Origin of the sequence: Sphingomonas sp. A2-49, assembly GCF_025548555.1 — a bacterium.
Taxonomy (GTDB): domain Bacteria; phylum Pseudomonadota; class Alphaproteobacteria; order Sphingomonadales; family Sphingomonadaceae; genus Sphingomonas.
On the sequence record NZ_JAJLPA010000016.1, the window covers coordinates 44,400 to 66,956 of the forward strand.

30 protein-coding genes are annotated in these 22,557 nt (G+C 68.1%); 25 read left to right on the top strand and 5 right to left on the bottom strand.

What is annotated here, in order from left to right:
* The first annotated feature begins 1 nt into the window (after position 1).
* The 9 genes from rpsE to LPN01_RS13035 all read left to right on the top strand — a co-directional run bounded on the left by rpsE (position 2) and on the right by LPN01_RS13035 (position 6,973).
* On the top strand, positions 2-775 hold the full coding sequence (rpsE, locus tag LPN01_RS12995; protein WP_262828839.1) for a 30S ribosomal protein S5: 774 nt from the start codon (positions 2-4) through the stop codon (positions 773-775).
* 5 nt (positions 776-780) lie between these two features.
* Positions 781-957, top strand: a complete 177-nt coding sequence (gene rpmD / locus LPN01_RS13000; RefSeq protein ID WP_230629390.1) for a 50S ribosomal protein L30 — start codon at positions 781-783, stop codon at positions 955-957.
* Positions 958-1,079: 122 nt separating this feature from the next.
* Positions 1,080-1,622, top strand: a complete 543-nt coding sequence (gene rplO / locus LPN01_RS13005) for a 50S ribosomal protein L15 (protein ID WP_262828840.1) — start codon at positions 1,080-1,082, stop codon at positions 1,620-1,622.
* A 189-nt stretch (positions 1,623-1,811) separates the two neighbouring features.
* On the top strand, positions 1,812-3,176 hold the full coding sequence (gene secY / locus LPN01_RS13010; protein ID WP_262828841.1) for a preprotein translocase subunit SecY: 1,365 nt from the start codon (positions 1,812-1,814) through the stop codon (positions 3,174-3,176).
* 34 nt (positions 3,177-3,210) lie between these two features.
* Positions 3,211-3,864 carry an adenylate kinase gene (locus tag LPN01_RS13015; RefSeq protein WP_262828842.1) on the top strand — a complete coding sequence of 218 codons (654 nt, stop codon included), beginning with the start codon at positions 3,211-3,213 and terminating at the stop codon, positions 3,862-3,864.
* 233 nt (positions 3,865-4,097) lie between these two features.
* Positions 4,098-4,793, top strand: coding sequence for a response regulator transcription factor (locus LPN01_RS13020; protein WP_262828843.1), 696 nt, complete (start codon positions 4,098-4,100; stop codon positions 4,791-4,793).
* 40 nt (positions 4,794-4,833) lie between these two features.
* A complete protein-coding gene (locus LPN01_RS13025; RefSeq protein WP_262828844.1) occupies positions 4,834-6,171 on the top strand; it encodes a sensor histidine kinase in 1,338 nt (445 codons plus the stop codon).
* A gap of 142 nt (positions 6,172-6,313) precedes the next feature.
* Positions 6,314-6,514: a hypothetical protein gene (locus tag LPN01_RS13030; protein ID WP_262828845.1), complete on the top strand. Its 201-nt coding sequence runs from the start codon at positions 6,314-6,316 to the stop codon at positions 6,512-6,514.
* A 159-nt stretch (positions 6,515-6,673) separates the two neighbouring features.
* Positions 6,674-6,973 (top strand): hypothetical protein, encoded by a 300-nt coding sequence (locus LPN01_RS13035; protein ID WP_262828846.1) that lies wholly within the window; start codon positions 6,674-6,676, stop codon positions 6,971-6,973.
* A 73-nt stretch (positions 6,974-7,046) separates the two neighbouring features.
* Here LPN01_RS13035 and LPN01_RS13040 read toward each other — a convergent pair whose 3' ends face one another.
* Positions 7,047-7,232, bottom strand: coding sequence for a hypothetical protein (locus tag LPN01_RS13040; RefSeq protein ID WP_262828847.1), 186 nt, complete (start codon positions 7,230-7,232; stop codon positions 7,047-7,049).
* A 159-nt stretch (positions 7,233-7,391) separates the two neighbouring features.
* On the opposite strand from LPN01_RS13040, the gene LPN01_RS13045 reads away from it, so the two are divergent.
* The 8 genes from LPN01_RS13045 to LPN01_RS13080 all read left to right on the top strand — a co-directional run bounded on the left by LPN01_RS13045 (position 7,392) and on the right by LPN01_RS13080 (position 13,630).
* Positions 7,392-7,595 carry a hypothetical protein gene (locus LPN01_RS13045; RefSeq protein ID WP_262828848.1) on the top strand — a complete coding sequence of 68 codons (204 nt, stop codon included), beginning with the start codon at positions 7,392-7,394 and terminating at the stop codon, positions 7,593-7,595.
* A 53-nt stretch (positions 7,596-7,648) separates the two neighbouring features.
* A complete protein-coding gene (locus LPN01_RS13050) occupies positions 7,649-8,446 on the top strand; it encodes a hypothetical protein (RefSeq protein WP_262828849.1) in 798 nt (265 codons plus the stop codon).
* Positions 8,447-8,674: 228 nt separating this feature from the next.
* Complete coding sequence (rpsM, locus tag LPN01_RS13055) at positions 8,675-9,043, top strand: 30S ribosomal protein S13 (protein ID WP_037534131.1); 369 nt, start codon at positions 8,675-8,677, stop codon at positions 9,041-9,043.
* Between the two features lie 82 nt (positions 9,044-9,125).
* Positions 9,126-9,515, top strand: a complete 390-nt coding sequence (gene rpsK, locus LPN01_RS13060) for a 30S ribosomal protein S11 (RefSeq protein WP_262828850.1) — start codon at positions 9,126-9,128, stop codon at positions 9,513-9,515.
* Between the two features lie 83 nt (positions 9,516-9,598).
* Positions 9,599-10,666 (top strand): DNA-directed RNA polymerase subunit alpha, encoded by a 1,068-nt coding sequence (locus LPN01_RS13065; RefSeq protein WP_262828851.1) that lies wholly within the window; start codon positions 9,599-9,601, stop codon positions 10,664-10,666.
* Positions 10,667-10,929: 263 nt separating this feature from the next.
* A complete protein-coding gene (gene rplQ, locus LPN01_RS13070; RefSeq protein WP_262828852.1) occupies positions 10,930-11,352 on the top strand; it encodes a 50S ribosomal protein L17 in 423 nt (140 codons plus the stop codon).
* A gap of 216 nt (positions 11,353-11,568) precedes the next feature.
* Entirely contained in the window at positions 11,569-13,125 is a 1,557-nt protein-coding gene (gene guaA, locus LPN01_RS13075) for a glutamine-hydrolyzing GMP synthase (protein ID WP_262828853.1), read from the top strand.
* 202 nt (positions 13,126-13,327) lie between these two features.
* Complete coding sequence (locus tag LPN01_RS13080) at positions 13,328-13,630, top strand: hypothetical protein (protein WP_262828854.1); 303 nt, start codon at positions 13,328-13,330, stop codon at positions 13,628-13,630.
* 16 nt (positions 13,631-13,646) lie between these two features.
* Here LPN01_RS13080 and LPN01_RS13085 read toward each other — a convergent pair whose 3' ends face one another.
* On the bottom strand, positions 13,647-14,066 hold the full coding sequence (locus LPN01_RS13085; protein ID WP_262828855.1) for a response regulator: 420 nt from the start codon (positions 14,064-14,066) through the stop codon (positions 13,647-13,649).
* A gap of 237 nt (positions 14,067-14,303) precedes the next feature.
* Between LPN01_RS13085 and LPN01_RS13090 the strand changes: the two genes are divergently transcribed.
* The 4 genes from LPN01_RS13090 (at position 14,304) to LPN01_RS13105 (ending at position 16,256) form a co-directional block, all read left to right on the top strand.
* Positions 14,304-14,471: a hypothetical protein gene (locus LPN01_RS13090; RefSeq protein WP_262828856.1), complete on the top strand. Its 168-nt coding sequence runs from the start codon at positions 14,304-14,306 to the stop codon at positions 14,469-14,471.
* 125 nt (positions 14,472-14,596) lie between these two features.
* The gene (locus LPN01_RS13095; protein ID WP_262828857.1) at positions 14,597-14,917 is read left to right on the top strand and encodes a DNA/RNA non-specific endonuclease; all 321 of its coding nucleotides are present in this window, start codon (positions 14,597-14,599) and stop codon (positions 14,915-14,917) included.
* Positions 14,907-15,326 (top strand): hypothetical protein, encoded by a 420-nt coding sequence (locus LPN01_RS13100; RefSeq protein WP_262828858.1) that lies wholly within the window; start codon positions 14,907-14,909, stop codon positions 15,324-15,326. The genes LPN01_RS13095 and LPN01_RS13100 overlap by 11 nt, the downstream gene beginning before the upstream one ends.
* Before the next feature lie 174 nt (positions 15,327-15,500).
* Complete coding sequence (locus LPN01_RS13105) at positions 15,501-16,256, top strand: SDR family NAD(P)-dependent oxidoreductase (RefSeq protein WP_262828859.1); 756 nt, start codon at positions 15,501-15,503, stop codon at positions 16,254-16,256.
* A 12-nt stretch (positions 16,257-16,268) separates the two neighbouring features.
* Here LPN01_RS13105 and LPN01_RS13110 read toward each other — a convergent pair whose 3' ends face one another.
* Positions 16,269-17,174: a LysR family transcriptional regulator gene (locus LPN01_RS13110; RefSeq protein ID WP_262828860.1), complete on the bottom strand. Its 906-nt coding sequence runs from the start codon at positions 17,172-17,174 to the stop codon at positions 16,269-16,271.
* Between the two features lie 138 nt (positions 17,175-17,312).
* Between LPN01_RS13110 and wrbA the strand changes: the two genes are divergently transcribed.
* The 3 genes from wrbA (at position 17,313) to LPN01_RS13125 (ending at position 19,860) form a co-directional block, all read left to right on the top strand.
* Positions 17,313-17,912, top strand: a complete 600-nt coding sequence (gene wrbA / locus LPN01_RS13115) for an NAD(P)H:quinone oxidoreductase (RefSeq protein ID WP_262828861.1) — start codon at positions 17,313-17,315, stop codon at positions 17,910-17,912.
* Between the two features lie 134 nt (positions 17,913-18,046).
* Positions 18,047-19,327 (top strand): ATP-binding protein, encoded by a 1,281-nt coding sequence (locus LPN01_RS13120; RefSeq protein ID WP_262828862.1) that lies wholly within the window; start codon positions 18,047-18,049, stop codon positions 19,325-19,327.
* Positions 19,324-19,860: a response regulator transcription factor gene (locus tag LPN01_RS13125; RefSeq protein WP_262828863.1), complete on the top strand. Its 537-nt coding sequence runs from the start codon at positions 19,324-19,326 to the stop codon at positions 19,858-19,860. The genes LPN01_RS13120 and LPN01_RS13125 overlap by 4 nt, the downstream gene beginning before the upstream one ends.
* Positions 19,861-19,885: 25 nt before the next feature.
* Here LPN01_RS13125 and LPN01_RS13130 read toward each other — a convergent pair whose 3' ends face one another.
* Positions 19,886-20,188, bottom strand: a complete 303-nt coding sequence (locus LPN01_RS13130) for a polyhydroxyalkanoic acid system family protein (RefSeq protein ID WP_262828864.1) — start codon at positions 20,186-20,188, stop codon at positions 19,886-19,888.
* Positions 20,185-20,619, bottom strand: coding sequence for a VOC family protein (locus LPN01_RS13135; protein WP_262828865.1), 435 nt, complete (start codon positions 20,617-20,619; stop codon positions 20,185-20,187). The genes LPN01_RS13130 and LPN01_RS13135 overlap by 4 nt, the downstream gene beginning before the upstream one ends.
* A 368-nt stretch (positions 20,620-20,987) precedes the next feature.
* On the opposite strand from LPN01_RS13135, the gene lnt reads away from it, so the two are divergent.
* Entirely contained in the window at positions 20,988-22,553 is a 1,566-nt protein-coding gene (lnt, locus tag LPN01_RS13140) for an apolipoprotein N-acyltransferase (protein WP_262828866.1), read from the top strand.
* Positions 22,554-22,557: the final 4 nt, after the last annotated feature.

Genomic DNA, 22,557 nt, shown 5'->3' on the forward strand with positions numbered 1-22,557 from the left:
AATGGCTGACGAGAACAACGTGCAGCCGGCAGCGGCTGAAGGCGCTCCCCAGGAGGCCAATGCGGCGCCCCAGGGCGGCCAGCAGGGCGGTTTCGGCGGCGGTCGCGGCGGTCCTCCGCGCGGCGGTCGTGGCGGCGGCGGCGGTGGTCGTGGCCCCGGTGGTCCCGGCGGCAATCGCGGTGGCCGTGACGGCGGTCGCGGTCGCGACAACCGCGGTCGTGGCGGCCCCGGCAGCGACGATGGCGGCGAAGAGCTGATCGAGAAGCTGGTCCACATCAACCGCGTCTCGAAGACGGTGAAGGGCGGCAAGCGCTTCGGCTTCGCGGCGCTGGTCGTCGTGGGTGACGGCAAGGGTCGCGTCGGTTTCGGCCACGGCAAGGCACGCGAAGTGCCGGAAGCCATCTCCAAGGCCACCGCGGCCGCGAAGAAGGCGATGGTTCGCGTCCCCCTGAAGGACGGTCGCACGCTGCATCACGACGGCAACGGCCACTTCGGTGCCGGTCGCGTGACGCTGCGGTCGGCGCCGCAGGGCACGGGCATCATCGCGGGTGGCCCGATGCGCGCCATCTTCGAGAGCCTGGGTGTCGCCGACGTCGTCACCAAGTCGATCGGCACGTCCAATCCGTACAACATGATCCGCGCCACGTTCGAGGCCCTGGGCGAGCAGACTTCGCCGAAGTCGGTCGCACAGCGTCGTGGCAAGAAGATCGCCGACCTGCTCGGCCGCGGTGGGTCGCAGACCGCCGAGGCGGATGCTGCGGCCGTCGTGGAGTAATCGACATGGCAACCGTCAAGATCAAGCAGACCGGATCGCCGATCCGCCGCACCAAGGATCAGCGCGCGACGCTGATCGGGCTGGGGCTCAACAAGATGCACAAGGTTTCGGAGCTGGAGGACAGCCCCGAGGTCCGCGGAATGATCCGCAAGGTGCAGCACATGGTCGAGGTGCAGGGCTGACGCCCACATCAACACCTAGTGACAAATACGGGGAAGGGGGCTAACCGGCCCCCTTTCTTTTTCCAGTTTTCACACCCCGGCCGTGGCCGGGCGCGCGACAAAAGCGAAAGCGAGTGCATATCATGAAGCTCAACGAACTCCGCGACAACCAGGGTGCCCGCAAGTCCAAGATCCGCGTCGGACGCGGAATCGGCTCGGGCAAGGGCAAGACCGGCGGCCGCGGCCAGAAGGGCCAGAAGAGCCGCGAGGGCGTCAGCATCGCCGGCTTCGAGGGCGGCCAGATGCCGCTCCACATGCGTCTGCCGAAGCGCGGCTTCAACAACATCTTCGCCAAGGACTATGCCGAGGTGAACACCGGCGCGATCCAGAAGGCGATCGATTCGGGCAAGCTGTCTGCCGAAGGCACGATCGACCAGGCCGCGCTGAAGGCGGCCGGCCTCGTGCGTGGCGGCAAGGACGGCGTCCGTCTGCTCGCCAAGGGCGAGCTGACCACCAAGCTGGCTCTGCACGTCGCAGGGGCCTCGGCCGGTGCGATGGCGCAGGTCGAGAAGACGGGCGGCTCGCTCGACATCCCGGTCCTCGTTCCAGCCGCCGAGAAGGCCGCCGCCAAGAAGGGCTTGCAGTACAAGGCGCGCCAGGAAAAGAAGGCGTCGTTCAAGGCGTAAGCCTTTGTGTCCCCGCGAAGGCGCGGTCCCGGCCCCGTGCTCCCGCCATCGCGGGCGCATGGAAATGGGCCCCGCCGACGTGGTCACAAAGCGCCGGCCCGATTAGACAAGGCGCGTACAGCGCCTATATGAGCGGCGGGGCGGAGAAAAACGCATCCCGCCGCTTTTGTTTCCAGGACACCGACACGCATGGCATCCGCAGCCGACCAGATGGCGCAAAGCATCAGCCTCGCGAAGTTCGCGCAGGCGACCGATCTCAAGAAGCGGTTGTGGTTCACGATCGGCGCGCTGATCGTCTTCCGCCTGCTCAGCTACGTGCCGCTGCCGGGTATCGACCCGACCGCGCTCGGCCTGCTGTCCGCCCGCACGACGGGCGGCGTGCTCGATTTCTTCAACACCTTCTCGGGCGGATCGCTCAGCCGCATGTCGCTGATCGCGCTCGGCGTGATGCCCTACATCACCGCCTCGATCGTCGTGCAGCTCGCCACCTCGCTGTCGCCGCAGCTCGCCGCGATCAAGAAGGAAGGTGAATCGGGCCGCAAGAAGCTCAACCAGTACACCCGCTACGGCACCGTCGCGCTGACCGCGATCCAGGGCTATTTCATCGCCGTCGGGCTGGAGGCGCTGTCCGCGACCAACGGCGTCGCCGCGGTGATCGAACCGGGCATGACCTTCCGCGTCGCGGCGGTCATCAGCCTGATCGGCGGCACGATGTTCCTGATGTGGCTGGGCGAGCAGATCACCAGCCGCGGCATCGGCAACGGCGTCAGCCTCATCATCATGGCGGGCATCGTCGCGCACCTGCCGACGACGCTGGTCAATTTGCTCGAAGGCGGGCGGTCGGGCTCGATCGACGCGGTCCGGCTGATCGGCATCGTCATCGCCGTCGTCGCGCTGATCCTGTTCATCTGCTTCATGGAGCGCGCGCAGCGCCGCATCCTGATCCAATATCCCAAGCGCCAGACGCAGCGCGGGATGCAGGCGGATCGCAGCCATTTGCCGCTCAAGATCAACACCGCGGGCGTGATCCCGCCGATCTTCGCCTCGTCGCTGTTGCTGATGCCGCTGACGATCAGCCAGTTCGCCGGACAGCGCGTCGCGGGCGAATCGAAGTGGGGCGATTTCATCATCACCCTCAACCAGTATCTGGCGCACGGGCAGCCGGTGTACATGGCGCTCTATGCCGCCGGCATCATCTTCTTCTCGTTCTTCTATACCGCCGTCGTCTTCAATCCCGAAGAGACCGCGGACAACCTGAAGCGCTATGGCGGGTTCATCCCCGGCATCCGTCCGGGCAAGAATACCGAGACCTATTTCGACTATGTGCTGACCCGGATCACCGTGATCGGCGCGGCCTATCTGACGATCATCTGCCTGTTGCCGGAATATCTGGTGTCGGCGCTGTCGATCCCCTTCTACCTTGGTGGGACTAGCCTGCTGATCGTCGTCAACGTAACGATGGATACGGTGACGCAGATCCAGAGCCACCTGCTGGCGCACCAATATGGTGACCTCATCAAGAAGGCGAAGCTGAAGGGCGGGCGTCTCCGCTAAGCCTGGCATACGCGCGCAAACAGGGAGTGCGGCTGTGAACATCATCCTTCTCGGGCCGCCGGGGGCGGGCAAGGGCACGCAGGCGCAGCGGCTGATGGCGGCGCGCGGCATGGTCCAGTTGTCTACCGGCGACATGCTGCGCGCGGCGGTCAAGGCGGGTTCGCCCGTCGGGTTGCAGGCCAAGGCCGTGATGGAGGCGGGCGAACTGGTGTCCGACGCCATCGTCTCGGCGCTGATCGGCGAACGGCTGGACCAGGGCGTCGCGGGGGGCGCGATCTTCGACGGCTATCCGCGCACCGCGGCGCAGGCCGTGGCGCTCGACGGCCTGCTCGAAGCGCGCGGGCTGACGCTGGACCATGTCATCGAGCTGGAGGTCGACGAGGCGGCGCTGATCGAACGCGTCGAGGGCCGCTACACCTGCGCCAAGTGCGGCGAGGGCTATCACGACCGCTTCAAGCACCCGAAGGTGGAGGGCGTCTGCGACGTCTGCGGCTCGACCGATTTCAAGCGGCGGCCCGACGACAATGCGGAAACCGTCCGCACCCGCATGACCGAATATCGCGCCAAGACCGCACCGATCCTGCCGATCTATCAGACGCGCGGGCTCGTCGAGCGGGTCAACGGCATGGCCGACATCGATCACGTGTCGCAGGCGATCGGCGCGATCTTGGACGGCGAAACCGCCTGAACCCCCGGGGTCGCGCGGCCCGTCGCATCCCGGTCGGGGCCGAATGACATCTTTGTCATGTCACGGTCACCGCGCCGCCACCCGGTCTCGCCTAGACGGAACGCACGGTCGCACGACGGTCGGCAGTTTGGACGAGATCGGTACCCGACACTCCCGGGGGTGCCGTAGGGGCCGGCGGAAGGGATGCTTTCCGCCGGCTTTTCCTGTATCGAAGAGCGCGTGAGGAAGGTCCCGTGAGCCGCAAGATCCTGATCGTCGAGGACGATAGCTCGACCGCCGCCTATCTGGCCAAGGGCCTGTCCGAAGGCGGCTATTCGGTCGAATCGGCACGCGACGGGCGTGACGGCCTGTTCCTCGCGAGCGAGGGGATCTTCGACCTCATCATCGCCGATCGGATGCTGCCCGGCCTCGACGGCCTGTCGATGGTCAGCGCGATCCGCGCCGCCGGCATCGCGACGCCGGTGCTGGTGCTGTCGGCGCTCGCGGCGGTCGACGACCGCGTCGACGGGCTGAAGGCCGGCGCCGACGATTATCTGTGCAAGCCCTTCTCGTTCGCCGAACTGTCGGCGCGGATCGAGGCGCTGATGCGCCGGTCCGATCGTGCCGCGACCGAGCCGACGCGCACCAGGCTCGCGGTCGGCGATCTCGAGATCGACCTGCTCGCGCGCCACGTCACCCGCGCCGGGCGCAGCATTCCGCTGGGCGCGCGCGAATTCAACCTGCTTGAATTCCTCGCCCGCCACGCCGGTCAGGTGGTGACGCGGACGATGATGCTGGAAAAGATCTGGAACTACCATTTCGACCCCGGCAGCAACGTCGTCGACGTGCATATCGGCCGCCTGCGCCGCAAGCTCGAGGACGGTTTCGCCTCGCCGATCCTCCATACCGTGCGCGGGGCCGGATACCGTCTTGCGGCCGATCCGGCCTGACGCAGGCTCGCTTTTCCGGCCGATGAGGGTAGGACGGGCCATGCGCCTGTCCGTCACCGCCCGTATCGCGCTGCTGTCGATCGCGCTGGCGCTGGTGTCGAACCTCGTCCTGGTCGGGTTCGTCTGGAGACAGACGGACGCCGCGGTGATCGGCACGGTCCGGCGCGAGACGATCGAACAGTCCGACGCGATGCGCGCCATCTACCGCGTCGGCGGCCTGTCGGCGGTGGTGGAGGCGATCGGTCACGCGCGCGCGAGCGGTGACACCTCGCTGCTGCTCGCGGTGCTCGATCGCAACGGCGCGCGCGTCGCGGGCTATGCGCCGCCGCGCATTGCGATCCCGCTCGCGCCGACGCCGTTCCGGATCGCCGACATCGACGCGTCGGCCGCGACGGTCGATATCGGCTATATCCTGCACCCGATCGGCGATCACTGGCTGCTCAACGGCCGCCGGCTCGACCTCGTCGAGGCGGAGCGCCGCGCGGTCGAGGATGCCTTCACCGTCGCGGTGCTGCTGTCGCTGGTGCTGGGCGTCGGCGCGGGGCTGGTGCTGGCACGCTACGTCGGCACGCGGCTCAACGATATCGCCGCGGTGATCGAGGCGGCGGGGGAGGGCGACCTGTCGCGGCGCGTGCCGGTCGCGCCGACCCGGCGGGACGCCTTCGACCGCCTGGCGAACCAGCTCAACCTGATGCTCGGCAAGCTCGAACGGCTGATGGTCGAACTGCGCCTCGTCACCGACAGTCTGGCGCACGACCTGCGCTCGCCGCTGACGCGGTTGCGCACCAAGACCGAACAGGCGGTGCTCATCGCCGACCCCGCCGCGCGCGAGGCGGCGCTGGGCGGGCTGCTGGTCGAAACCGACCTCGTCATGCGGATGCTGACCATGGTGATCGAGATCAGCCGATCCGAATCGGTGTCGCGCGAGCGCTTCATCCTGGTCGAGCCCGCCGAACTGGTCGAGGAGATCGCCGAGCTGTACGAGCCGGTGGCCGAGGAGGCGGGGCTGGATTTCACCGTCGCGATCGACGTGTCGGCGCCGGCGATGCTGCTGCACCGCGAGCTCGTCAGCCAGGCGATCACCAACCTGATCGACAATGCGCTGAAGCATGCCGCGGCGGGCGGCGTGCTGACGCTGCGGCTGGTCGCCAATGCGGGCGAGATCGCGATCCAGGTCGAGGATCGCGGCGGCGGGATCGCCGAATCGGACCGTGCGCAGGCGCTCAAGCGCTTCGGCCGGCTGGACGCGGCGCGGACGACGCCGGGCGCCGGGCTGGGCATGGCGCTGATCGAGGCGGTCGCGCGGTTGCACAACGGCCGCTTCGAACTCGCCGACAACGCGCCGGGCCTGATCGCGCGGATCGTCCTGCCGGTGTGACGCCGAGGCTCATCGCATTTCCGCCCCGGCCTGCGGGTTAACCACTTGCTAGCCAGCGTGCGATAATGTGACGGACACGATGCGGCCGGGGGGCCGCATCCATGTGAGGGGCTTTGCGCCGGGAACGGCAAGAAGGAGCGTTATGCTTGGGGCGATCGTCTTTACCTACGGCATGCTGATGAGCTTCGTGTTGCAGGGCGCGTCCCGCAACGCCAGGCTGAAGCGGGCCAATCCGCCGATGCTGCAATATGTCGGCTACGTGCTGTGCGGCTTGTCCGCTGGCCTGTCGGCGATGCTGCTGCTGATGGCGTTCACCGCCAGGGCCCCGTTCCCGCTGATGTAACGGGCATCCGCCCCTTTAGTTGGCCGGCCACGGTTTTCTGACCGTGTTACGTTTCATTGCGAATGCCTATCGCGTTGTTTTGCATCGCGTTAATCAATTTGACTGACTCGACCGGAAGTTGTTTGATCGGTGGATCAACAACTCTTGGAGGAGACGGTCATGAAACGCATATCCGGATTTTTTTCTTGCATCGCTTTGTTGGCCGCAATGACGACAGAAGCGTCAGGCCAGCAGAAATCTCCTGAGCAACGCGACATCGATTACGCGAATTGCCGGTCGGAATTTGTTGCGCGTGGCATGGGCGATGATGACGCAGCGAACGTCTACTGTACCAAACGCGAGTACGGTGACGAAGGTCCGAGCACTCCCGGCCCGACTGGCAGGACGTATTTTCCTGGACCAGGAAGGGAATGCTACGGCAGTTTTACTGTGGGATGCGATCCTGTCTTGCCTGATTGATGGGAATACTTTTCGGCGTATCTGTCGCGGTTCCGGTGAGGTGTCTGTCACAAATTCCCGGTAATGCTGTGTGTCAATGGGTGTCAGTCGCTCGGCGTGCGTCGATCGCGGCGTCGATGCGCGCGACCAGATCGCTGAGCGCGGGCGGGGACCATGGCGTATGGCCGATCGGCATCGGGGCCTGCACCCGCTTGGCGATCCGGCTATAGGCGTGGTGCGAGGGGGCCATGAACTCTTCTCCGGCTGGAGAATCGCTCATGCCGCAAACGCACCTTCCAACTGGTTAATCGGGTGGCCATTCATTGGTTAAGCGACTGGACGCCAAGGTCTTCCCCGATCGGGACAGCATGGGGACGCGATGGATACGCTAAGTCTGTTCGGGCTGTTCGCCATCCTCTTCATGCTGTTGTGCTAGCTGATGGAGGATCGCTCGCCGTGGTGGACGCTGGGGTTCGCGGCGGGCTGCGTGCTGAGCTCGATCTACGGATTCCTGCAGGGGGCGTGGCCGTTCGGTGCGGTCGAGCTGCTCTGGACGGTCATCGCGCTGCGGCGCTGGTGGATGGCGCTCGCCCGGCAAAGGGCCGGAGCGGCTGTTGTTGACCGCGTCACGGATCGGGCATAACCTCCGCCGCATCACCGAGTAATGCGTTCCCTCTCGTCCGCAGGAACTCCACGATGCTCCGATATCCGCATGCCCTCGTCGCCGCCGCCTGCATGCTCGCCGTGCCCGCCGGTGCGCAGACCGCGCCGTCCTTCACGGGAACGTGGAAGGCCGACATCGCCTCCGCCAAGCTGCCGGCCAAACCCGACGTCTTCGCCCTGAAGGACGGCCGCTACACCTGTTCCAGCTGCGTCCCCGCGATCGACGTCAAGGCCGACGGCACGCCGCAGGCCGCGTCGGGCCACGATTACTGGGATCATATCGCGGTGAAGGCGGTCGACGCCAACGCGATCGCCTACACCTTCATGCGCGACGGCAAGGTCACCAGCGCCAACACCGACACGCTGTCCGCCGACGGCAACACCCTGACCAGCCGGTGGCGCTCGACCGACAACGTCAAGAAGCTGGAGCAGTCGGGCACGTCCACCGAAACCCGCATCGGCCCGGCACCCACCGGCGCGCATGCCGCATCGGGGACGTGGAAACAGGCGGAGATCAAGGCCGTCACCGATTCGAACCTGACGCTCGAGCTGAAGGAAACGCCCACGACCTTCGGCTGGACGCAGCCGAGCGGCGAGAGCTACACCGCGACCTTCGACGGGCCGGCCGTGCCCTTCGTCGGCGACCCGGCGAAGACGATGGTCAAGGTCCGCCGCATCGATGCGACGACGGTGGAGGAAACCGATACGCGGGGGGGCAAGATCGTCGCCGTCTATCGCCTGGCGATGGCACCCGACGGCCGGACCCTGGCCGTGACGTTCGACAACCGGAAGGAAGGCACCACGACGCAGTTCACCGCCTATCGCCAGTAGCGCCGGTCCGGAACGGGCGCGCGTGCGACGGGGAACCGGTCGCTTGACACGGCGTTTGCGCGCGCCTACCTGCCTTTCCCTCCGAAACACCGGCTCCCGGCGGCGCTTGCTTGCGCTCGCCGCGCTTTGCGTAGACGTAAGGCGAGGGCGGCGGTGTTGGGCGGAGGATGCGACGAGATGGGGGTCGTGCGGCCATGCCGAACCCCGTGGAGCTAGGAGAATTGTTTCATGGCACGTATCGCGGGTGTCAATATCCCGACCAACAAGCGCGTGGTGATCGCGCTGACCTATATCCACGGCATCGGCCTGACGAAGTCGAAGGAAATCACCGCCAAGCTGAACATCGCGCCCGAGCGTCGCGTGCAGGACCTGACGGACCAGGAGGTCCTCCAGATCCGCGAGACGATCGACGCCGACCACACGGTCGAGGGTGATCTTCGTCGCGAAACCGCGATGAACATCAAGCGCCTGATGGATCTGGCCTGCTATCGTGGCCTGCGTCACCGCAAGGGCCTGCCGGTCCGCGGCCAGCGCACGCATACCAATGCGCGCACCCGCAAGGGCAAGGCCAAGCCGATCGCAGGCAAGAAGAAGTAAGCGCGGGGCGCTTACTTTTCCGCCGGAGGCAGGCTTGAGGCCGATTGCCCGGCGCTTTCCGTATCAGGTCAGGATTTAACAAATGGCACGTGAACCGCAGCGTATTCGCCGTCGCGAACGCAAGAACATCACCGCCGGCGTCGCGCATGTGAACGCCAGCTTCAACAACACCATGATCACCATCACCGACGCGCAGGGCAACGCCATCTCGTGGTCGTCCGCCGGCACGATGGGCTTCAAGGGCAGCCGCAAGTCGACCCCGTACGCCGCCCAGGTGGCTGCGGAAGACGCCGGCAAGAAGGCCGCCGAGCACGGCGTCCGCACCCTGGAAGTCGAAGTCAAGGGTCCGGGTTCGGGTCGCGAATCGGCGCTGCGCGCGCTGCAGGCGGTCGGTTTCCAGATCACCTCGATCCGTGACGTCACCTCGATCCCGCACAATGGCGTGCGTCCGTCGAAGCGTCGTCGCGTCTGATCTGCCACGCGCGGGCTGACGAGTCCGCGCGTCTCTCTCCCGGCTGGAGCTGCCCCCGTTCCGGCCCAAATTAGGGGACACCTGTGTCTGTCAATGCAAAGAACTGGCAGGAACTGAAGAAGCCCAACGGCCTTGAGAAGAAGGGCGGCGATGGCAAGCGCAAGGCGACCTTCGTCGCCGAACCGCTGGAGCGGGGCTTCGGCCTGACGCTCGGCAACGCGCTGCGTCGCGTGCTGCTCTCCTCGCTTCAGGGCGCGGCCGTCACCTCGATCAAGATCGAGAACGTGCTGCACGAGTTTTCTTCGCTTGCCGGCGTTCGTGAGGACGTCACCGACATCGTCCTGAACGTCAAGCAGATCGCCATCCGGATGCAGGGCGAGGGGCCGAAGCGCCTCCAGCTCTCCGCGACCGGCCCCGGCGAGGTCAAGGCCGGCGACATCGCCGTGTCCGGCGACATCGAGGTCATGAACCCCGAGCTGGTGCTGTGTCACCTCGACGAAGGCGCGACGCTCAACATGGAGCTGACCGCCGACATCGGGAAGGGCTATGTGCCCGCGACCGCCAACCGTCCGGCCGATGCGCCGATCGGCCTGATCCCGGTCGACGCGCTCTATTCGCCGGTACGTCAGGTGTCGTACAAGGTCGATCCGACCCGCGTTGGACAGGACCTGGATTACGACAAGCTGACGCTGACGGTCGAGACCGACGGCACGGTGACCCCGGAAGACGCGGTGGCCTATGCCGGCCGCATCCTCCAGGACCAGCTGGCGCTGTTCGTGCACTTCGACGATTCCGCGATCACGCGCTCGTCCGCTCCGATCGGCCAGGCGGCCGCTCCTGCGGCCGGTGGCGAGACGGCGGGCGACACGCAGCAGATCAACCGTTACCTGCTCAAGAAGGTCGACGAGCTGGAACTGTCGGTGCGCTCGGCGAACTGCCTGAAGAACGACAACATCATCTACATCGGTGACCTCGTCGGCAAGACCGAGGCAGAGATGCTCCGGACCCCGAACTTCGGCCGCAAGTCGTTGAACGAGATCAAGGAAGTCCTGTCTTCCATGGGTCTGCGCCTCGGCATGGAAATCCCGGGCTGGCCGCCCGAGAACATCGAAGAGATGGCGAAGAAGTTGGAACAGGAGATCATGGGCTGAGCGAAGCCGCACGGAGATAGCGCAAGCTATCTCCGAGACGGCGCCAGCTCGGCCGACGGGCGGGGAAGCGACGAAGTCGCGACACCGTCCCGGTCGACGTGACCGGTGCGGCTTCGCCGCACCGCCATCCGGCCATCGAAAGACATGCTCTCCGGCATGACTCTTTGTGATTTTCCGAAGGGGGCAAACGGCGGTCCCCTGAACGTAAACCGCCTGCTCTGGGGTACCGTGACACGGCCCCTTAACGAACGAAGGAAGTTACCATGCGTCATCGCGTCGGCGGCCGTAAGCTGCAACGTACCTCGGCCCATCGTCTTGCGCTGTTCCGCAACATGTCGGCCGCGCTCATCAAGCATGAGCAGATCACCACGACCGTCGCCAAGGCGAAGGAACTGCGCCCCTACGTCGAAAAGCTTATCACGCTCGCGAAGAAGGGTGGCCTGTCCAACCGTCGTCTCGCGCATGCGCGCCTGCTCGACGACGCGCAGTTGGTGAAGCTGTTCGAAGTCCTGGGGCCGCGGTATGCGGACCGCAACGGGGGCTACACCCGCGTCATCAAGGCCGGCATCCGCGCCAGCGATGCCTCGCCGATGGCGATCATCGAATTCGTCGATCGTGACGTGTCGGCCAAGGGCCAGGATTCGGGTCCGGTCCAGTCGGACGAGGATTTCGACGAGGCGGCCTGAGCCGCATCGGGCTGCGACGAGGCTCAACCCTCGTTCGACGACCCGGCTTTGCCGGATCGGGCTTTAAAGGGAAGGGCCGTGCCAGCGATGGTGCGGCCCTTTTCGTTTTCGGCCAGAGCGCTGAAGCCCGCCGCGGCAAGGCCGGGTCGCCGGACGGGGCAGGGCCCGCCGGCCGGCCCCTTGGCCTCGCCGGCCCGCGCCGCTAAGGCCGGCGCCATGCAGCACACCGATACCATCCTGATCGTCGATTTCGGCAGCCAGGTGACCCAGCTCATCGCCCGCCGCGTGCGCGAGGCCGGCGTCTACAGCGAGGTCGCGCCGTTTCAGTCGGCACAGGCGGCGTTCGACCGGCTCCGTCCGGCCGGGATCATCCTGTCGGGCGGCCCGGCCTCGGTCACCGCGAACGACAGCCCGCGGGCACCGCAGGCGCTGTTCGAGGCGGGCGTGCCGATCCTCGGCATCTGCTACGGCCAGCAGCTGATGAGCGCGCAGCTGGGCGGCAACGTCGTCGTCTCGGGCGACGGCGGCGAATTCGGCAAGGCGTTCGTCGAGGTGAAGGCGCCGTGCGCGCTGTTCGACGGCCTGTGGGCGGAGGGCGAACGGCATCAGGTGTGGATGAGCCACGGCGACAAGGTCGACGCCTTGCCGCCCGGTTTCACCCCGGTGGCGACGTCGGAGGGCGCGCCCTATGCGATGGTCGCCGACGAGGCGCGGCGCTTCTACGGCGTGCAATTCCATCCCGAGGTCGTCCACACCCCCGACGGCGGCAAGCTGATCGCCAATTTCGCGCGCCACGTCTGCGGCCTCGCCGGCGACTGGACGATGGCGGAGTTCCGCGAGGCGAAGATCGCGGAGATCCGCGAACAGGTCGGAACGGGCAAGGTGATCTGCGGCCTGTCGGGTGGGGTCGATTCGTCCGTCGCCGCGCTGCTGATCCACGAGGCGATCGGCGACCAGCTGACCTGCGTCTTCGTCGATGGCGGCATCCTCAGGGCAGGGGAGGCCGAGCAGGTCGTCGGTCTGTTCCGCGGCCATTACAACATCCCGCTCGTCCATGTGCAGGCGCAGACGCTGTTCATGAACGGCCTCGCCGGCGTCACCGACCCGGAGGCGAAGCGCAAGTTCATCGGCAAGACCTTCATCGACGTGTTCGAGGCGGAGGCCAAGAAGATCGGCGGCGCCGAGTTCCTGGCGCAGGGCACGCTCTATCCGGACGTGATCGAGAGCGTCAGCTTCACCGGCGGTCCGTCGGTGACGATCAAGAGCCATCATAATGTCGGCGGCCTGCCCGAGCGCATGAACATGAAGCTCGTCGAACCCTTGCGCGAATTGTTCAAGGACGAGGTGCGCGCGCTGGGCCGGGAACTCGGGCTGCCCGACGTGTTTGTCGGCCGCCATCCCTTCCCCGGTCCCGGCCTCGCGATCCGCATCCCCGGCGAGGTGACGCAGGAACGCTGCGACATCCTGCGCAAGGCGGATGCGGTCTATCTCGAGGAAATCCGCAACGCCGGCCTCTACGATGCGATCTGGCAGGCGTTCGCGGTGCTGCTGCCGGTGCGCACGGTCGGCGTGATGGGCGACGGGCGCACCTACGACCATGTGCTGGCCCTCCGCGCGGTCACCTCGACCGACGGCATGACCGCCGAGGTGTTCGACTTCCCGAGCGACTTCCTGCCCCGCGTCGCGACGCGGATCGTCAACGAGGTGAAGGGCGTCAACCGCGTCGTCTACGACTATACCTCCAAGCCGCCCGGCACGATCGAGTGGGAATGACCGGCATATACCCTGGTCGCGACGCCGGCCGGGGCAGGCGCGCGCTGGCATAGCGACACGGCCCGGGCTGCTCGCCGGGCGCGGTCTTGCGCTGCATCGGCATCCATCCGTCGGGGCGCGCCCCCGTCGCGATGCCATGGCAGCCGCGATCGGGGGACCTGGGTGCTGGCGCGTACGCGATTTGCTGCGTAGCGTGGACGGCATGGGTGAAATCGAAAGACTGGTACCGTCGGGCGTCATCGAGCAATGGGTGTTTCACCTCCGGCGGCAGAGATCGCGGGCCCAGGACACCATCTGGCTGATCGATCAGGGCTATACGCTGCATGACGGGCAGCGCGGGACGCCGACCGCCGATGCGAGCGAGCGGTTCCGCCGCGAACAGCAGACCGTCGTCGACGAGGTCGACCAGCTGCTCGAACTCTACGATCGCATCAACCTGCGCTCGTCCGAATTCGTCGCGGCGGAGCGCAAGCAGGGGCGCCGGGCGACCGACCGGATCGTCTGAACGTGGCGGCCTCCTCCTATCGCTCGAACACGCTTTTCGACGTTTCGTGCTCGCGCTTGGCGAGCACCTTGCGCAGCATCGCGCGAAAGCGGCCGGCTTCCTTGGTCAGCAGGCTCTTGTCGAAGAAGGCGGCGGCGCCGGCCTTCATCACCTCTGCGGCGCGGTCCGATCCCGACCGGGTCGACGACGACAGGACGACGATCGGCGCGTGGCGCGGCGTCGCGAACCGGTCGAGGAACGCCAGCCCGCCCGCGCCCGGCATGTTGAGGTCGAGCGTGATGAGATTGGGTTTCAGCACGTCGAGCAGGGTTCTTGCGGTCTCGGCGTCGGCGGCGACGCCGACGACCTCGGCGCCCGGCTCCTCGACGACCAGACGCTCGATGATCGCGCGGGCCGTGCTGGAATCCTCGATGATGAGAAGGCGAACGTTCGTCATCGGGCACCTCACCAACACGAGCCGTCGTGACGTGCGGCCCACCATCGCGATTAGGGCCGACATGCTAACCGGACGTGAAGCCGGACCCGCGCAAACGCACATCAAACAAAGGCTTAGGGCGGCATCCACGGGCTGGGCGTCGCCCGGATACGGTGCCGGCCATCCGCCGGTCCCGCAGGCCGGTGCGTCCAGGGCGGCGGGACGATCGTACCTCGAACGAACCAGTCGGAGCCGGTCATGACCGATCGTGCAATTCTCAAGGGCCTGGGTGCGGCGCTGCAGCGCGCCTACGATCCGGCTCCGCGCGCGACCGATCCGGATGCGGACCTGCTCGCCCGGCTCGACGGCGTGCCCGCGGTTCCGGTCACGCCGCCGCCGCCGGCCTGGACGGCTTGGGTCGGGTAACGGACGGCGGTGCCGCGCGAGCGCGAGGCGACGGCTGGCAGCGTCATCGCGACGGCGGGCGCAGGTCGCCGGGTGTGCGGTCGTGGCAGTGGATCTGGACGACGTCGTGGACCGGCATATGCCAAGTGCAGGCCCGCGCCGGTGGGGCGGACCGTTGCCCGACCGACGATGGCGGCCATTACGTCGCGGCGCGGTTCAGGGGGCCTGCCGAAGCGGTCAATCACTTCGCACAGGATGCCGGTATCAATCGGGGCCGGTACCGCGCGCTCGAGAACGAGTGGGCGAGGGACAAGCGGGACCGCAGGATGGTCACGGTCAGGATCGTGCCGCGGTTTCCCGGTGGATCGGCCCGGCCGAGCGCCATCGACATAGGGTGGACGGTCGATGGCGTGGAGAAGAGCCAGAAGCTTCCAAACGAACGGTCGGAGAGACGCGGTGGCAAGTGACGAAACCGAACGACTGCTCGACGAGATCGGCCGGTTGCTGGGGCAGGACAGGGATTGCCCACGCCACGACACGCTGCTCTACGCCGAGCTCGATCACGACATGATCGGCGAGTCGATCTTCAAGGACCTCGACGATCGGGTGCTGTACCGGCGGCCGGTCATACCGGACCTGCCCTATGCGCTCCACGATCTGTGGAAGGCACAGACCGGCACCGAGCGGTGGATGGAAATGGAATATCTGCTGCGCGACGGTCGGTTCGAGGTCGTCTATTTCCATCCCGACGCGATCGATCCGGACACGGATCTGGTCGAACGTCGCGCACGATCGGGCCTGCGACACTTCGGCCCGATGCCGATCATCTACCCGCCGTGGACGTGCGAGCCCCATGAACTGGACTATGACCAGTAAGTCGCAAGGCGCGCGGGACCGTCGGATGACGGACGCCCGTGTCCGGCAGCTGCCGTGCCTCGATTTACGCCATCGCATCCGGCCCCTATGGAACGGCACGGTGTTCCGCGCGCCACGATCGGTCGTTTCGGCCGGTGGGGCGTCGGTGCCCCGCTCTCATATGAAGGACAAGGCATGACCCCGACCGCATTCATCACCGGCGCGACATCGGGCATCGGGGCTGCGGCGGTGGACGAATTCGTCGGTGCGGGCTGGCGGGTGATCGCCACCGGACGGCGCGCGGACCGGCTGGCCGCGTTGCAGGCGCGGCTGGGGGCGGAGGCGGTGCACGCACTGCCGTTCGACATCGCGGACGAGGCCGCGGTCGCCGCGGCGATCGATGCGCTGCCCGCGGCGTGGCGCGACATCGACCTGCTCATCAACAACGCCGGGCTGGCCCTCGGCACGCGGCCCGCGCAGGAGGCGAGCCTCGACGACTGGCGCACGATGATCGCGACCAACGTCACCGCGCTGGTCGGGCTGACGCACCGCCTGTTGCCGGGGCTGGTCGCGCGCAAGGGGGCGATCATCAACCTGTCGTCGGTCGCGGCGACCTATCCCTATGCGGGCGGCAACGTCTATGGCGGCACCAAGGCGTTCGTCGAGCAATTCTCGCTGGGATTGCGGTCGGACCTGCACGGCAAGGGGGTGCGCGTCACCTCGATCGAGCCGGGGATGGTCGAGACAGAATTCACCACGGTGCGCACCGGCGGCGACCAGGCGGCTTCCGATGCGCTGTACAAGGGTGCGGACCCGATGACGGCGGAGGATATCGCGGCGACCATGTTGTGGGTCGCGACGCTGCCGCCGCACCTCAACATCAACCGGCTGGAGCTGATGCCGGTGAGCCAGTCGTTCGCCGGTTTCCAGGTCGCGCGCGGCGAGGGCTGACGCGGCCGCCGCTCAGTCGTGGCCCGCGCACGGATCGCGCAGGGTGGCCGACAGGAACGCGATCAGCGCCTCGACGCGGGCGGGTCGCAGCGGGCTTGGCGGCGTCAGGATGTGCAGCCCGATCGGAGCGGGCGCCCAGTCGCGCAAGATCTCGACCACCGCGCCGCTGGCGAGATGCGGACCGACGATGAAGCCGGGCAGGCGGGCGATGCCGAGCCCCGCGACCAGTGCCGGCAGCAGTGCCTCGCCGCTGTTCGCGGTCAGCGGCCCGCGCGGGCGGATCGCGATGTCGCTGCCGTCGGCATGCTGGAAATGCCACGGCCCGTGCACGTTGGAATAGCCGAGGATGCGGTGCCGGGCGAGGTCGGTGGGATGCGCCGGCGTGCCGTGCGTCGCAAGATAGGCGGGCGCGGCGACGAGGTGCGCGGCGATGTCGCACAGCCGGCGCGCGCGCAGGCTGCTGTCGGGCAGGTCGCCGATCCGCAGCGCGACGTCGAACCCTTCCGCGACGATATCGACGCGCGCGTCCGAACAATGCAGGTCGATCTCGACGCCGGGATGCGCGGCGAGGAATTGCGCGAGCAATGGCGCGACGTTGCTGATCCCGAAGCTCATCGGCACGGCGAGGCGGACGCGGCCGGTGGGGGAACTGGCCGCGTCGCGCGCGGCTTCTTCCGCCGCATGCGCCTCGGCAAGGATGCGCGCGGCATGGTCGGCGAGCGGCCGGCCCGCCTCGGTCAGCGTCAACCGGCGCGACGTGCGGTGGAACAGCGACTGGCCGATATGCTCCTCCAGCCGCGTGATCGCCTTGGACACGGTCGCCTTGCTGCGGCCGATCGCATCCGCGGCGCCGCTGAACGAGCGCTGTTCGACCACCGCGGCGAAGATCGCCCAGGCTTCGAGGTCGGGTAACCGCATGATCGTCGTCCTCCGCGGGCGTCGTCCGGCGCCGTCCCGGAGGAACCTAGCGCAGAAACGATCGGTTTCCATCGTTTCCGTTTACGCGACCCCGGCACGGGCCCATCCTTGCCGGGACCTATCATTGGAGACGTTCGCATGACCAAGGTTCTGGTGCTCTATTATTCGTCCTACGGCCACATCGAGCAGATGGCGGACGCGATGGCCGAGGGCGCGCGCGCGGGCGGGGCGGAGGTCGACATCCGCCGCGTCGCGGAAACCGCGCCCGAAGCCATCGTGAAGGCGGCGCATTTCAAGACCGATACCGCGCACCCCGTGATCGAAGGCCCCGATGCGCTCGCCGCCTATGACGCGATCATCGTCGGCGCGCCGACCCGCTACGGCCGCATGCCGGCGCAGATGGCGCAATTCTGGGACACGACCGGCGGGCTGTGGGCGAAGGGTGCGCTGGTCGGCAAGATCGGCGGCGCGTTCACCTCGACCGCGAGCCAGCACGGCGGCCAGGAAACGACGTTGTTCTCGATCATCACCAACCTGCTGCATCACGGGCTGACGATCGTCGGGCTCGACTATGGCTTCCAGGGCCAGATGGGCGTCGACGAGGTTCGCGGCGGTTCGCCTTATGGCGCGACGACGATCGCCGCCGGCGACGGTTCGCGCCAGCCGCACGACGAGGAACTGGCGGGCGCGCGCTACCAAGGCAAGCGTATCGCCGAACTGGCCGCGAAGATCGGCTGACGCCGGACGCGGGAGGCACGCGGCAGCGGTCGCGTGCCTCCGACGCCAGGGAGGACCTGACCCGTCCCCGCCCGCAGCGGCCTGCGGTTTTGCGCCGTCGCGTCGCGCCGCAATACGGCGTAGGATGCGTCGCGATGGCCACCCAAGCGACCCGCCTGCCACCCCCCGCACCGGAGGATGCGGCCGCGCGCAACATGCGGTTGCTCGTGCTGCTGCGCTGGCTCGCGGTCGGCGGCCAGCTGGCGACGATCCTGACCGTCCATTACGGCTTCGGCATCCGCCTGCCGATCGCGCCGATGGCGGTGGTGCTGGCGGCGCTCGTGATGCTGAACGTCATGACGTGGCTGGGCCATCCGCACTGGCCGGTGACCAATTTCCAGCTGTTCGGCGCGCTGGCATGCGACGTGCTGGCGCTGACCGCGCAATTGCATCTGAGTGGCGGCGCGGCGAACCCGTTCGTGTCGCTCTATCTGTTGCAGGTGGTGATGGGCGCGGTCCTGCTGCATGCCTGGTCGAGCTGGGCGCTGGTCGGGCTTACCTCTGCGGCGTTCGCGGGCGTCGCGTTGCTCAGCCCGCCGCTGGTGCTGCCGCCGTGGCTCGCGACGACGCTGTCGCCGGCCTATGTGCTGGGGCTGTGGTGCAATTTCGTGCTCGCCGCGGTGCTGCTGGTGCTGTTCGTGACGCGGATCGCGGCCAATCTGCGCAGCCGTGACGCCCATCTGGCGACGATGCGGCAGCGCGCGGCGGAGGAGGATCATATCGTGCGCATGGGCCTGCTCGCGAGCGGCGCGGCGCACGAACTGGGTACGCCGCTGTCGTCGATCTCGGTCCTGCTCGGCGACTGGAAGAGCGAACCCGCGATCCGCGGCGAGGCGCGGCTGGCGGCGGAAGTCGACGAGATGCAGGCGGAGTTGATGCGCTGCAAGACGATCGTGTCGGGCATCCTGTTCGCAGCAGGCGAGGTGACGGGCGAGGCGCCGGAGCGCACGACGCTGCGCCGGTTCCTGGCGGGGATCGTCGATACATGGCCCGGATCGCTGGCGTTCGACGACCGGCTGGGCGAAGATCGCCCGATCGTCGCGGACCGGGCGCTGGGACAGGCGCTGACCAACCTGCTCGACAATGCGGCCGAGGCGGGCGCGGCGACGATCACGATGACGGCACGGCTGGAGGAGGCGATGCTGGTGCTGGACGTGCGCGACGACGGCGGGGGCTTTCCGGCGGAGGTGCTCGCCGCGCTGGGGCGGCCGTACAACAGCAGCAAGGATCGGCGCGGCGCGGGGCTGGGCCTGTTCCTCGCCACCAACGTGCTGCGCACGCTCGGCGGGACGTTGCAGGCGCGCAACCTGCCGGGCGGGGGCGCGGAGACGGTGTTGCGGCTGCCGCTCGCCAGCCTCGCACTGGCGCCGGCATGACCGGCCAGCGGCGGCTGCTGATCGTCGAGGACGACGCCAATTTCGCGCGGACGCTGGCGCGATCGTTCGAACGGCGCGGCTATGCGGTCGCGACGCTGCCCGGGCCCGAGGAACTGGAGCGCGTCGTGGCGGCGTTCCGCCCCGACCATGCGGTCGTCGACCTGCGGCTGGGCGGTGCGTCCGGGCTGACCTGCGTCGCGGCACTGCATGCGCTCGACGCGGCGATGCGGATCGTCGTGCTGACCGGCTTCGCCAGCATCGCCACCGCGGTGGAGGCGATCAAGCTCGGGGCGACCAATTACCTGACCAAGCCCGCGAATACCGACGATATCGAGGCGGCCTTCGCGCGCGTCGACGGCGATGCCGACGCGACGATCGCGGTGGCGCCGCCGACGTCGATCAAGACGCTGGAATGGGAGCATATCCACCAGACGCTTGCCGATGTGGACTTCAACATTTCCGAAGCCGCCCGCCGGCTCGGGATGCATCGGCGCACGCTGGCGCGGAAGCTCGACAAGCGTCACATGGGCTAAGACGCGCCCGCCGGCCCGCGCGGCGTCATTTCAGCAGCTTGGGCGCTTCCTGTTGGATGACGTCGCGGATCTTGCCGGCGAACAGGCCGAGGAATCCCGGCAGGTCGACGATCGCATGGACGTTGCTGTCCGACACCGTCGCGCGGCAGCCGATCGCCTGACCCATCGCGGCGACGGTGAAATGCATGGTGTCGCCCTCCCACCGATGCTCGACCTGCGCGCCGCCGGGGATCATCCGGCCGATCTTGCCGATGCCGCCGTCGAGCCGCTGGCGGACCGGCTCCTTGCCCAACTGGTGCGGGATATTGAGTTCGATGGGCGCGCTCATGCAGGATCCTTTCCGGTGGCGAACAGCATAGCGTCGTCTCCGAACGCCTTGAATTCCAGCGCGTTGCCGGAGGGGTCGTAAAAGAACATCGTCGCCTGCTCGCCCGCCTGCCCGGCGAAGCGGACATGGGGCTCGATGCCGAAGCGAACGCCGGCGGCGGCGACCCGGTCGCGCAGCGCATGCCAGTCGGGCATCGTCAGCACGACGCCGAAATGCGGCACCGGCACATGATGCCCGTCCACCGCATTCTCGACCGCGACGGTGCGGGCGCGGGGATCGAGATGCGCGACGATCTGATGCCCGAACAGGTCGAAATCGATCCACTGGTCGCTCGACCGCCCCTCCGCGCACCCCAGCGTCCCGCCATAGAAGCCGCGCGCCGCGGCGAGGTCGTGGACGGGAAAGGCGAGGTGGAACGGGCGGAGCGGCATCGGCTGGAGATAGGACGGGGCAGGGGCGGATGCCAGACCGGCCTTGGCGGCGGCGTGCGTGCGGCGCGTCCGGTGTCGCGTCGGGACGCCGGGGCCGTTCGGGTGTCTAATCGACGATGGCCCCGTCGCGGGGGCCGTGAACGCAGCGCGGGGCAGCAAGCCTCCGCGCGGCCGGACCGGACGGCATGCCCCCGGTCTTCCCCGGCGGGGGCGGGGGGCCCGTCAGGCGACCCTCGGGTATGACGTACGGCGGCCTGCCAGCCGGGACCCGGCTTTCGCCGGGGTGTCGAGGGGTGGGAGATATCGCGGCGACGCCGCGTCATCGCCGCGCGGGACTTTGACCGGCGGGCGCGGTACAGGCGGCGGCGATGCCTGCTGTCCCGTTCCGCCGTCCCGCCCTTTTCGTAACGTTTCTCGGCGCGATCGCCGCGTGCGGCTTCGCGCCGTTGCAGCTTTGGCCGCTGACGCTCGCGGGACTGGCGGGGCTTGCCGCGCTCGTCCACCGCGCGCCGACACTGCGCACGGCCGCGTGGCTCGGCTGGTGCTGGGGCGTCGGACATTTCACGGTCAACAACAACTGGTTCCAACACGCCTTCGATTTCCAGGACAAGATGCCGCCGGTGCTGGGCTATTTCGCCGCGGTCGGACTGGCGCTGTATCTGGCGGTCTTTCCGATGCTCGCCGCAGCGATCGGCTGGCGCGTTGACCGGCGTGGGGGCCGGCGCGGGGGCCGGCGGGGGCGGCCCGATGCCGCCTATGCGCTGGTCTGGGCGGCGGCGTGGATCGGCAGCGAATATCTGCGCAGCGTGCTGTTCACCGGTTACGCCTGGGATCCGGTCGCGGTGATCTGGCTGCCGGTGATCGGCGTCGCGCGCCTGTCGGCGTGGATCGGAACCTATGCGCTGTCGGGCGTGACGGTGCTGGCGGCGGTGTCGCTGCTCCCGCTGGCGCAGCGGCGCTGGCGGCTGCCGGCGGCGATCGCGGCGCTGCTGGTGGTGGCGGCGGTATCGGCGCTCTGGACGCACGCGCCCGCCGCCGCGCCGGACGCGCCGCTGCTGCGCGTCGTCCAGCCCGACATCGGCCAGGATGCGCGCGGACAGGACGATCAGGAAACGATGCTCGCGGCGCTGCGGCGGTGGTCGGGGCGGCCCGGTCCACGGCCGAGGCTGGTCCTCTGGCCCGAAGGCGTGATGCGCGATTATCTGGAAAGCGGCTATCCGCGCTGGATCTACGACGGGCAGAGCCCGCTGTTCAACCGCTGGCGGCTGGCGCAAACGCTCGGCCCGCGCGACGTGCTGATGACCGGGCATACGCCGCTGCGCTTCGACGCGGCGGGCGACGTCGCGGGCGCGTCCAATGCGGTGGTCGCGCTCGATGCGAAGGCACGGATCGTCGGTCGCTACGACAAGGCGCATCTGGTGCCCTATGGCGAGTATCTGCCGATGCCCTGGCTGTTGCGACCGCTGGGGCTGGCGCGGCTGGTGCCGGGCGACATCGACTTCGACGACGGGCCGGGGCCGCGCACGCTGACGATCCCCGGCTTCGGCGCGATCGGGGTCCAGATCTGCTACGAGATCATCTTTTCCGGCCAGGTCGTCGATGAGGCCCACCGGCCGGCGATGATCTTCAACCCCTCGACCGACGCATGGTTCGGGCGCTGGGGCCCGCCGCAGCATCTGGCGCAGGCCCGGATGCGCGCGATCGAGGAGGGGCTGCCCGTCGTGCGATCGACGCCGACGGGCATTTCGGCGGTGATCGCGGCCGACGGCACGCTGCTGGCCAGCGTCCCGCACGAAACCGCGGGCGCGATCGAGATGCCGCTGCCGCCGCCGCTGCCGCCGACGCCGTTCAGCCGCGTCGGCAACTGGGCGGCGCTGGCCGTCGCGCTCGGCTTCGTCGCGGCGGCGATTGCCATCCGCCGCGCCGCGCGATAGGAGC

Bases quoted from the DNA above. Each gene is read 5' to 3' on its own strand.
- rpsE (WP_262828839.1), top strand. From the start codon at position 2: ATGGCTGACGAGAACAACGTGCAGCCGGCAGCGGCTGAAGGCGCTCCC.
- rpmD (WP_230629390.1), top strand. From the start codon at position 781: ATGGCAACCGTCAAGATCAAGCAGACCGGATCGCCGATCCGCCGCACC.
- rplO (WP_262828840.1), top strand. From the start codon at position 1,080: ATGAAGCTCAACGAACTCCGCGACAACCAGGGTGCCCGCAAGTCCAAG.
- secY (WP_262828841.1), top strand. From the start codon at position 1,812: ATGGCATCCGCAGCCGACCAGATGGCGCAAAGCATCAGCCTCGCGAAG.
- LPN01_RS13025 (WP_262828844.1), top strand. From the start codon at position 4,834: ATGCGCCTGTCCGTCACCGCCCGTATCGCGCTGCTGTCGATCGCGCTG.
- LPN01_RS13030 (WP_262828845.1), top strand. From the start codon at position 6,314: ATGCTTGGGGCGATCGTCTTTACCTACGGCATGCTGATGAGCTTCGTG.
- LPN01_RS13035 (WP_262828846.1), top strand. From the start codon at position 6,674: ATGAAACGCATATCCGGATTTTTTTCTTGCATCGCTTTGTTGGCCGCA.
- LPN01_RS13040 (WP_262828847.1), bottom strand. From the start codon at position 7,232: ATGAGCGATTCTCCAGCCGGAGAAGAGTTCATGGCCCCCTCGCACCAC.
- LPN01_RS13045 (WP_262828848.1), top strand. From the start codon at position 7,392: ATGGAGGATCGCTCGCCGTGGTGGACGCTGGGGTTCGCGGCGGGCTGC.
- LPN01_RS13050 (WP_262828849.1), top strand. From the start codon at position 7,649: ATGCTCCGATATCCGCATGCCCTCGTCGCCGCCGCCTGCATGCTCGCC.
- rpsM (WP_037534131.1), top strand. From the start codon at position 8,675: ATGGCACGTATCGCGGGTGTCAATATCCCGACCAACAAGCGCGTGGTG.
- rpsK (WP_262828850.1), top strand. From the start codon at position 9,126: ATGGCACGTGAACCGCAGCGTATTCGCCGTCGCGAACGCAAGAACATC.
- rplQ (WP_262828852.1), top strand. From the start codon at position 10,930: ATGCGTCATCGCGTCGGCGGCCGTAAGCTGCAACGTACCTCGGCCCAT.
- guaA (WP_262828853.1), top strand. From the start codon at position 11,569: ATGCAGCACACCGATACCATCCTGATCGTCGATTTCGGCAGCCAGGTG.
- LPN01_RS13080 (WP_262828854.1), top strand. From the start codon at position 13,328: ATGGGTGAAATCGAAAGACTGGTACCGTCGGGCGTCATCGAGCAATGG.
- LPN01_RS13085 (WP_262828855.1), bottom strand. From the start codon at position 14,066: ATGACGAACGTTCGCCTTCTCATCATCGAGGATTCCAGCACGGCCCGC.
- LPN01_RS13090 (WP_262828856.1), top strand. From the start codon at position 14,304: ATGACCGATCGTGCAATTCTCAAGGGCCTGGGTGCGGCGCTGCAGCGC.
- LPN01_RS13105 (WP_262828859.1), top strand. From the start codon at position 15,501: ATGACCCCGACCGCATTCATCACCGGCGCGACATCGGGCATCGGGGCT.
- LPN01_RS13110 (WP_262828860.1), bottom strand. From the start codon at position 17,174: ATGCGGTTACCCGACCTCGAAGCCTGGGCGATCTTCGCCGCGGTGGTC.
- wrbA (WP_262828861.1), top strand. From the start codon at position 17,313: ATGACCAAGGTTCTGGTGCTCTATTATTCGTCCTACGGCCACATCGAG.
- LPN01_RS13120 (WP_262828862.1), top strand. From the start codon at position 18,047: ATGGCCACCCAAGCGACCCGCCTGCCACCCCCCGCACCGGAGGATGCG.
- LPN01_RS13125 (WP_262828863.1), top strand. From the start codon at position 19,324: ATGACCGGCCAGCGGCGGCTGCTGATCGTCGAGGACGACGCCAATTTC.
- LPN01_RS13130 (WP_262828864.1), bottom strand. From the start codon at position 20,188: ATGAGCGCGCCCATCGAACTCAATATCCCGCACCAGTTGGGCAAGGAG.
- LPN01_RS13135 (WP_262828865.1), bottom strand. From the start codon at position 20,619: ATGCCGCTCCGCCCGTTCCACCTCGCCTTTCCCGTCCACGACCTCGCC.
- lnt (WP_262828866.1), top strand. From the start codon at position 20,988: ATGCCTGCTGTCCCGTTCCGCCGTCCCGCCCTTTTCGTAACGTTTCTC.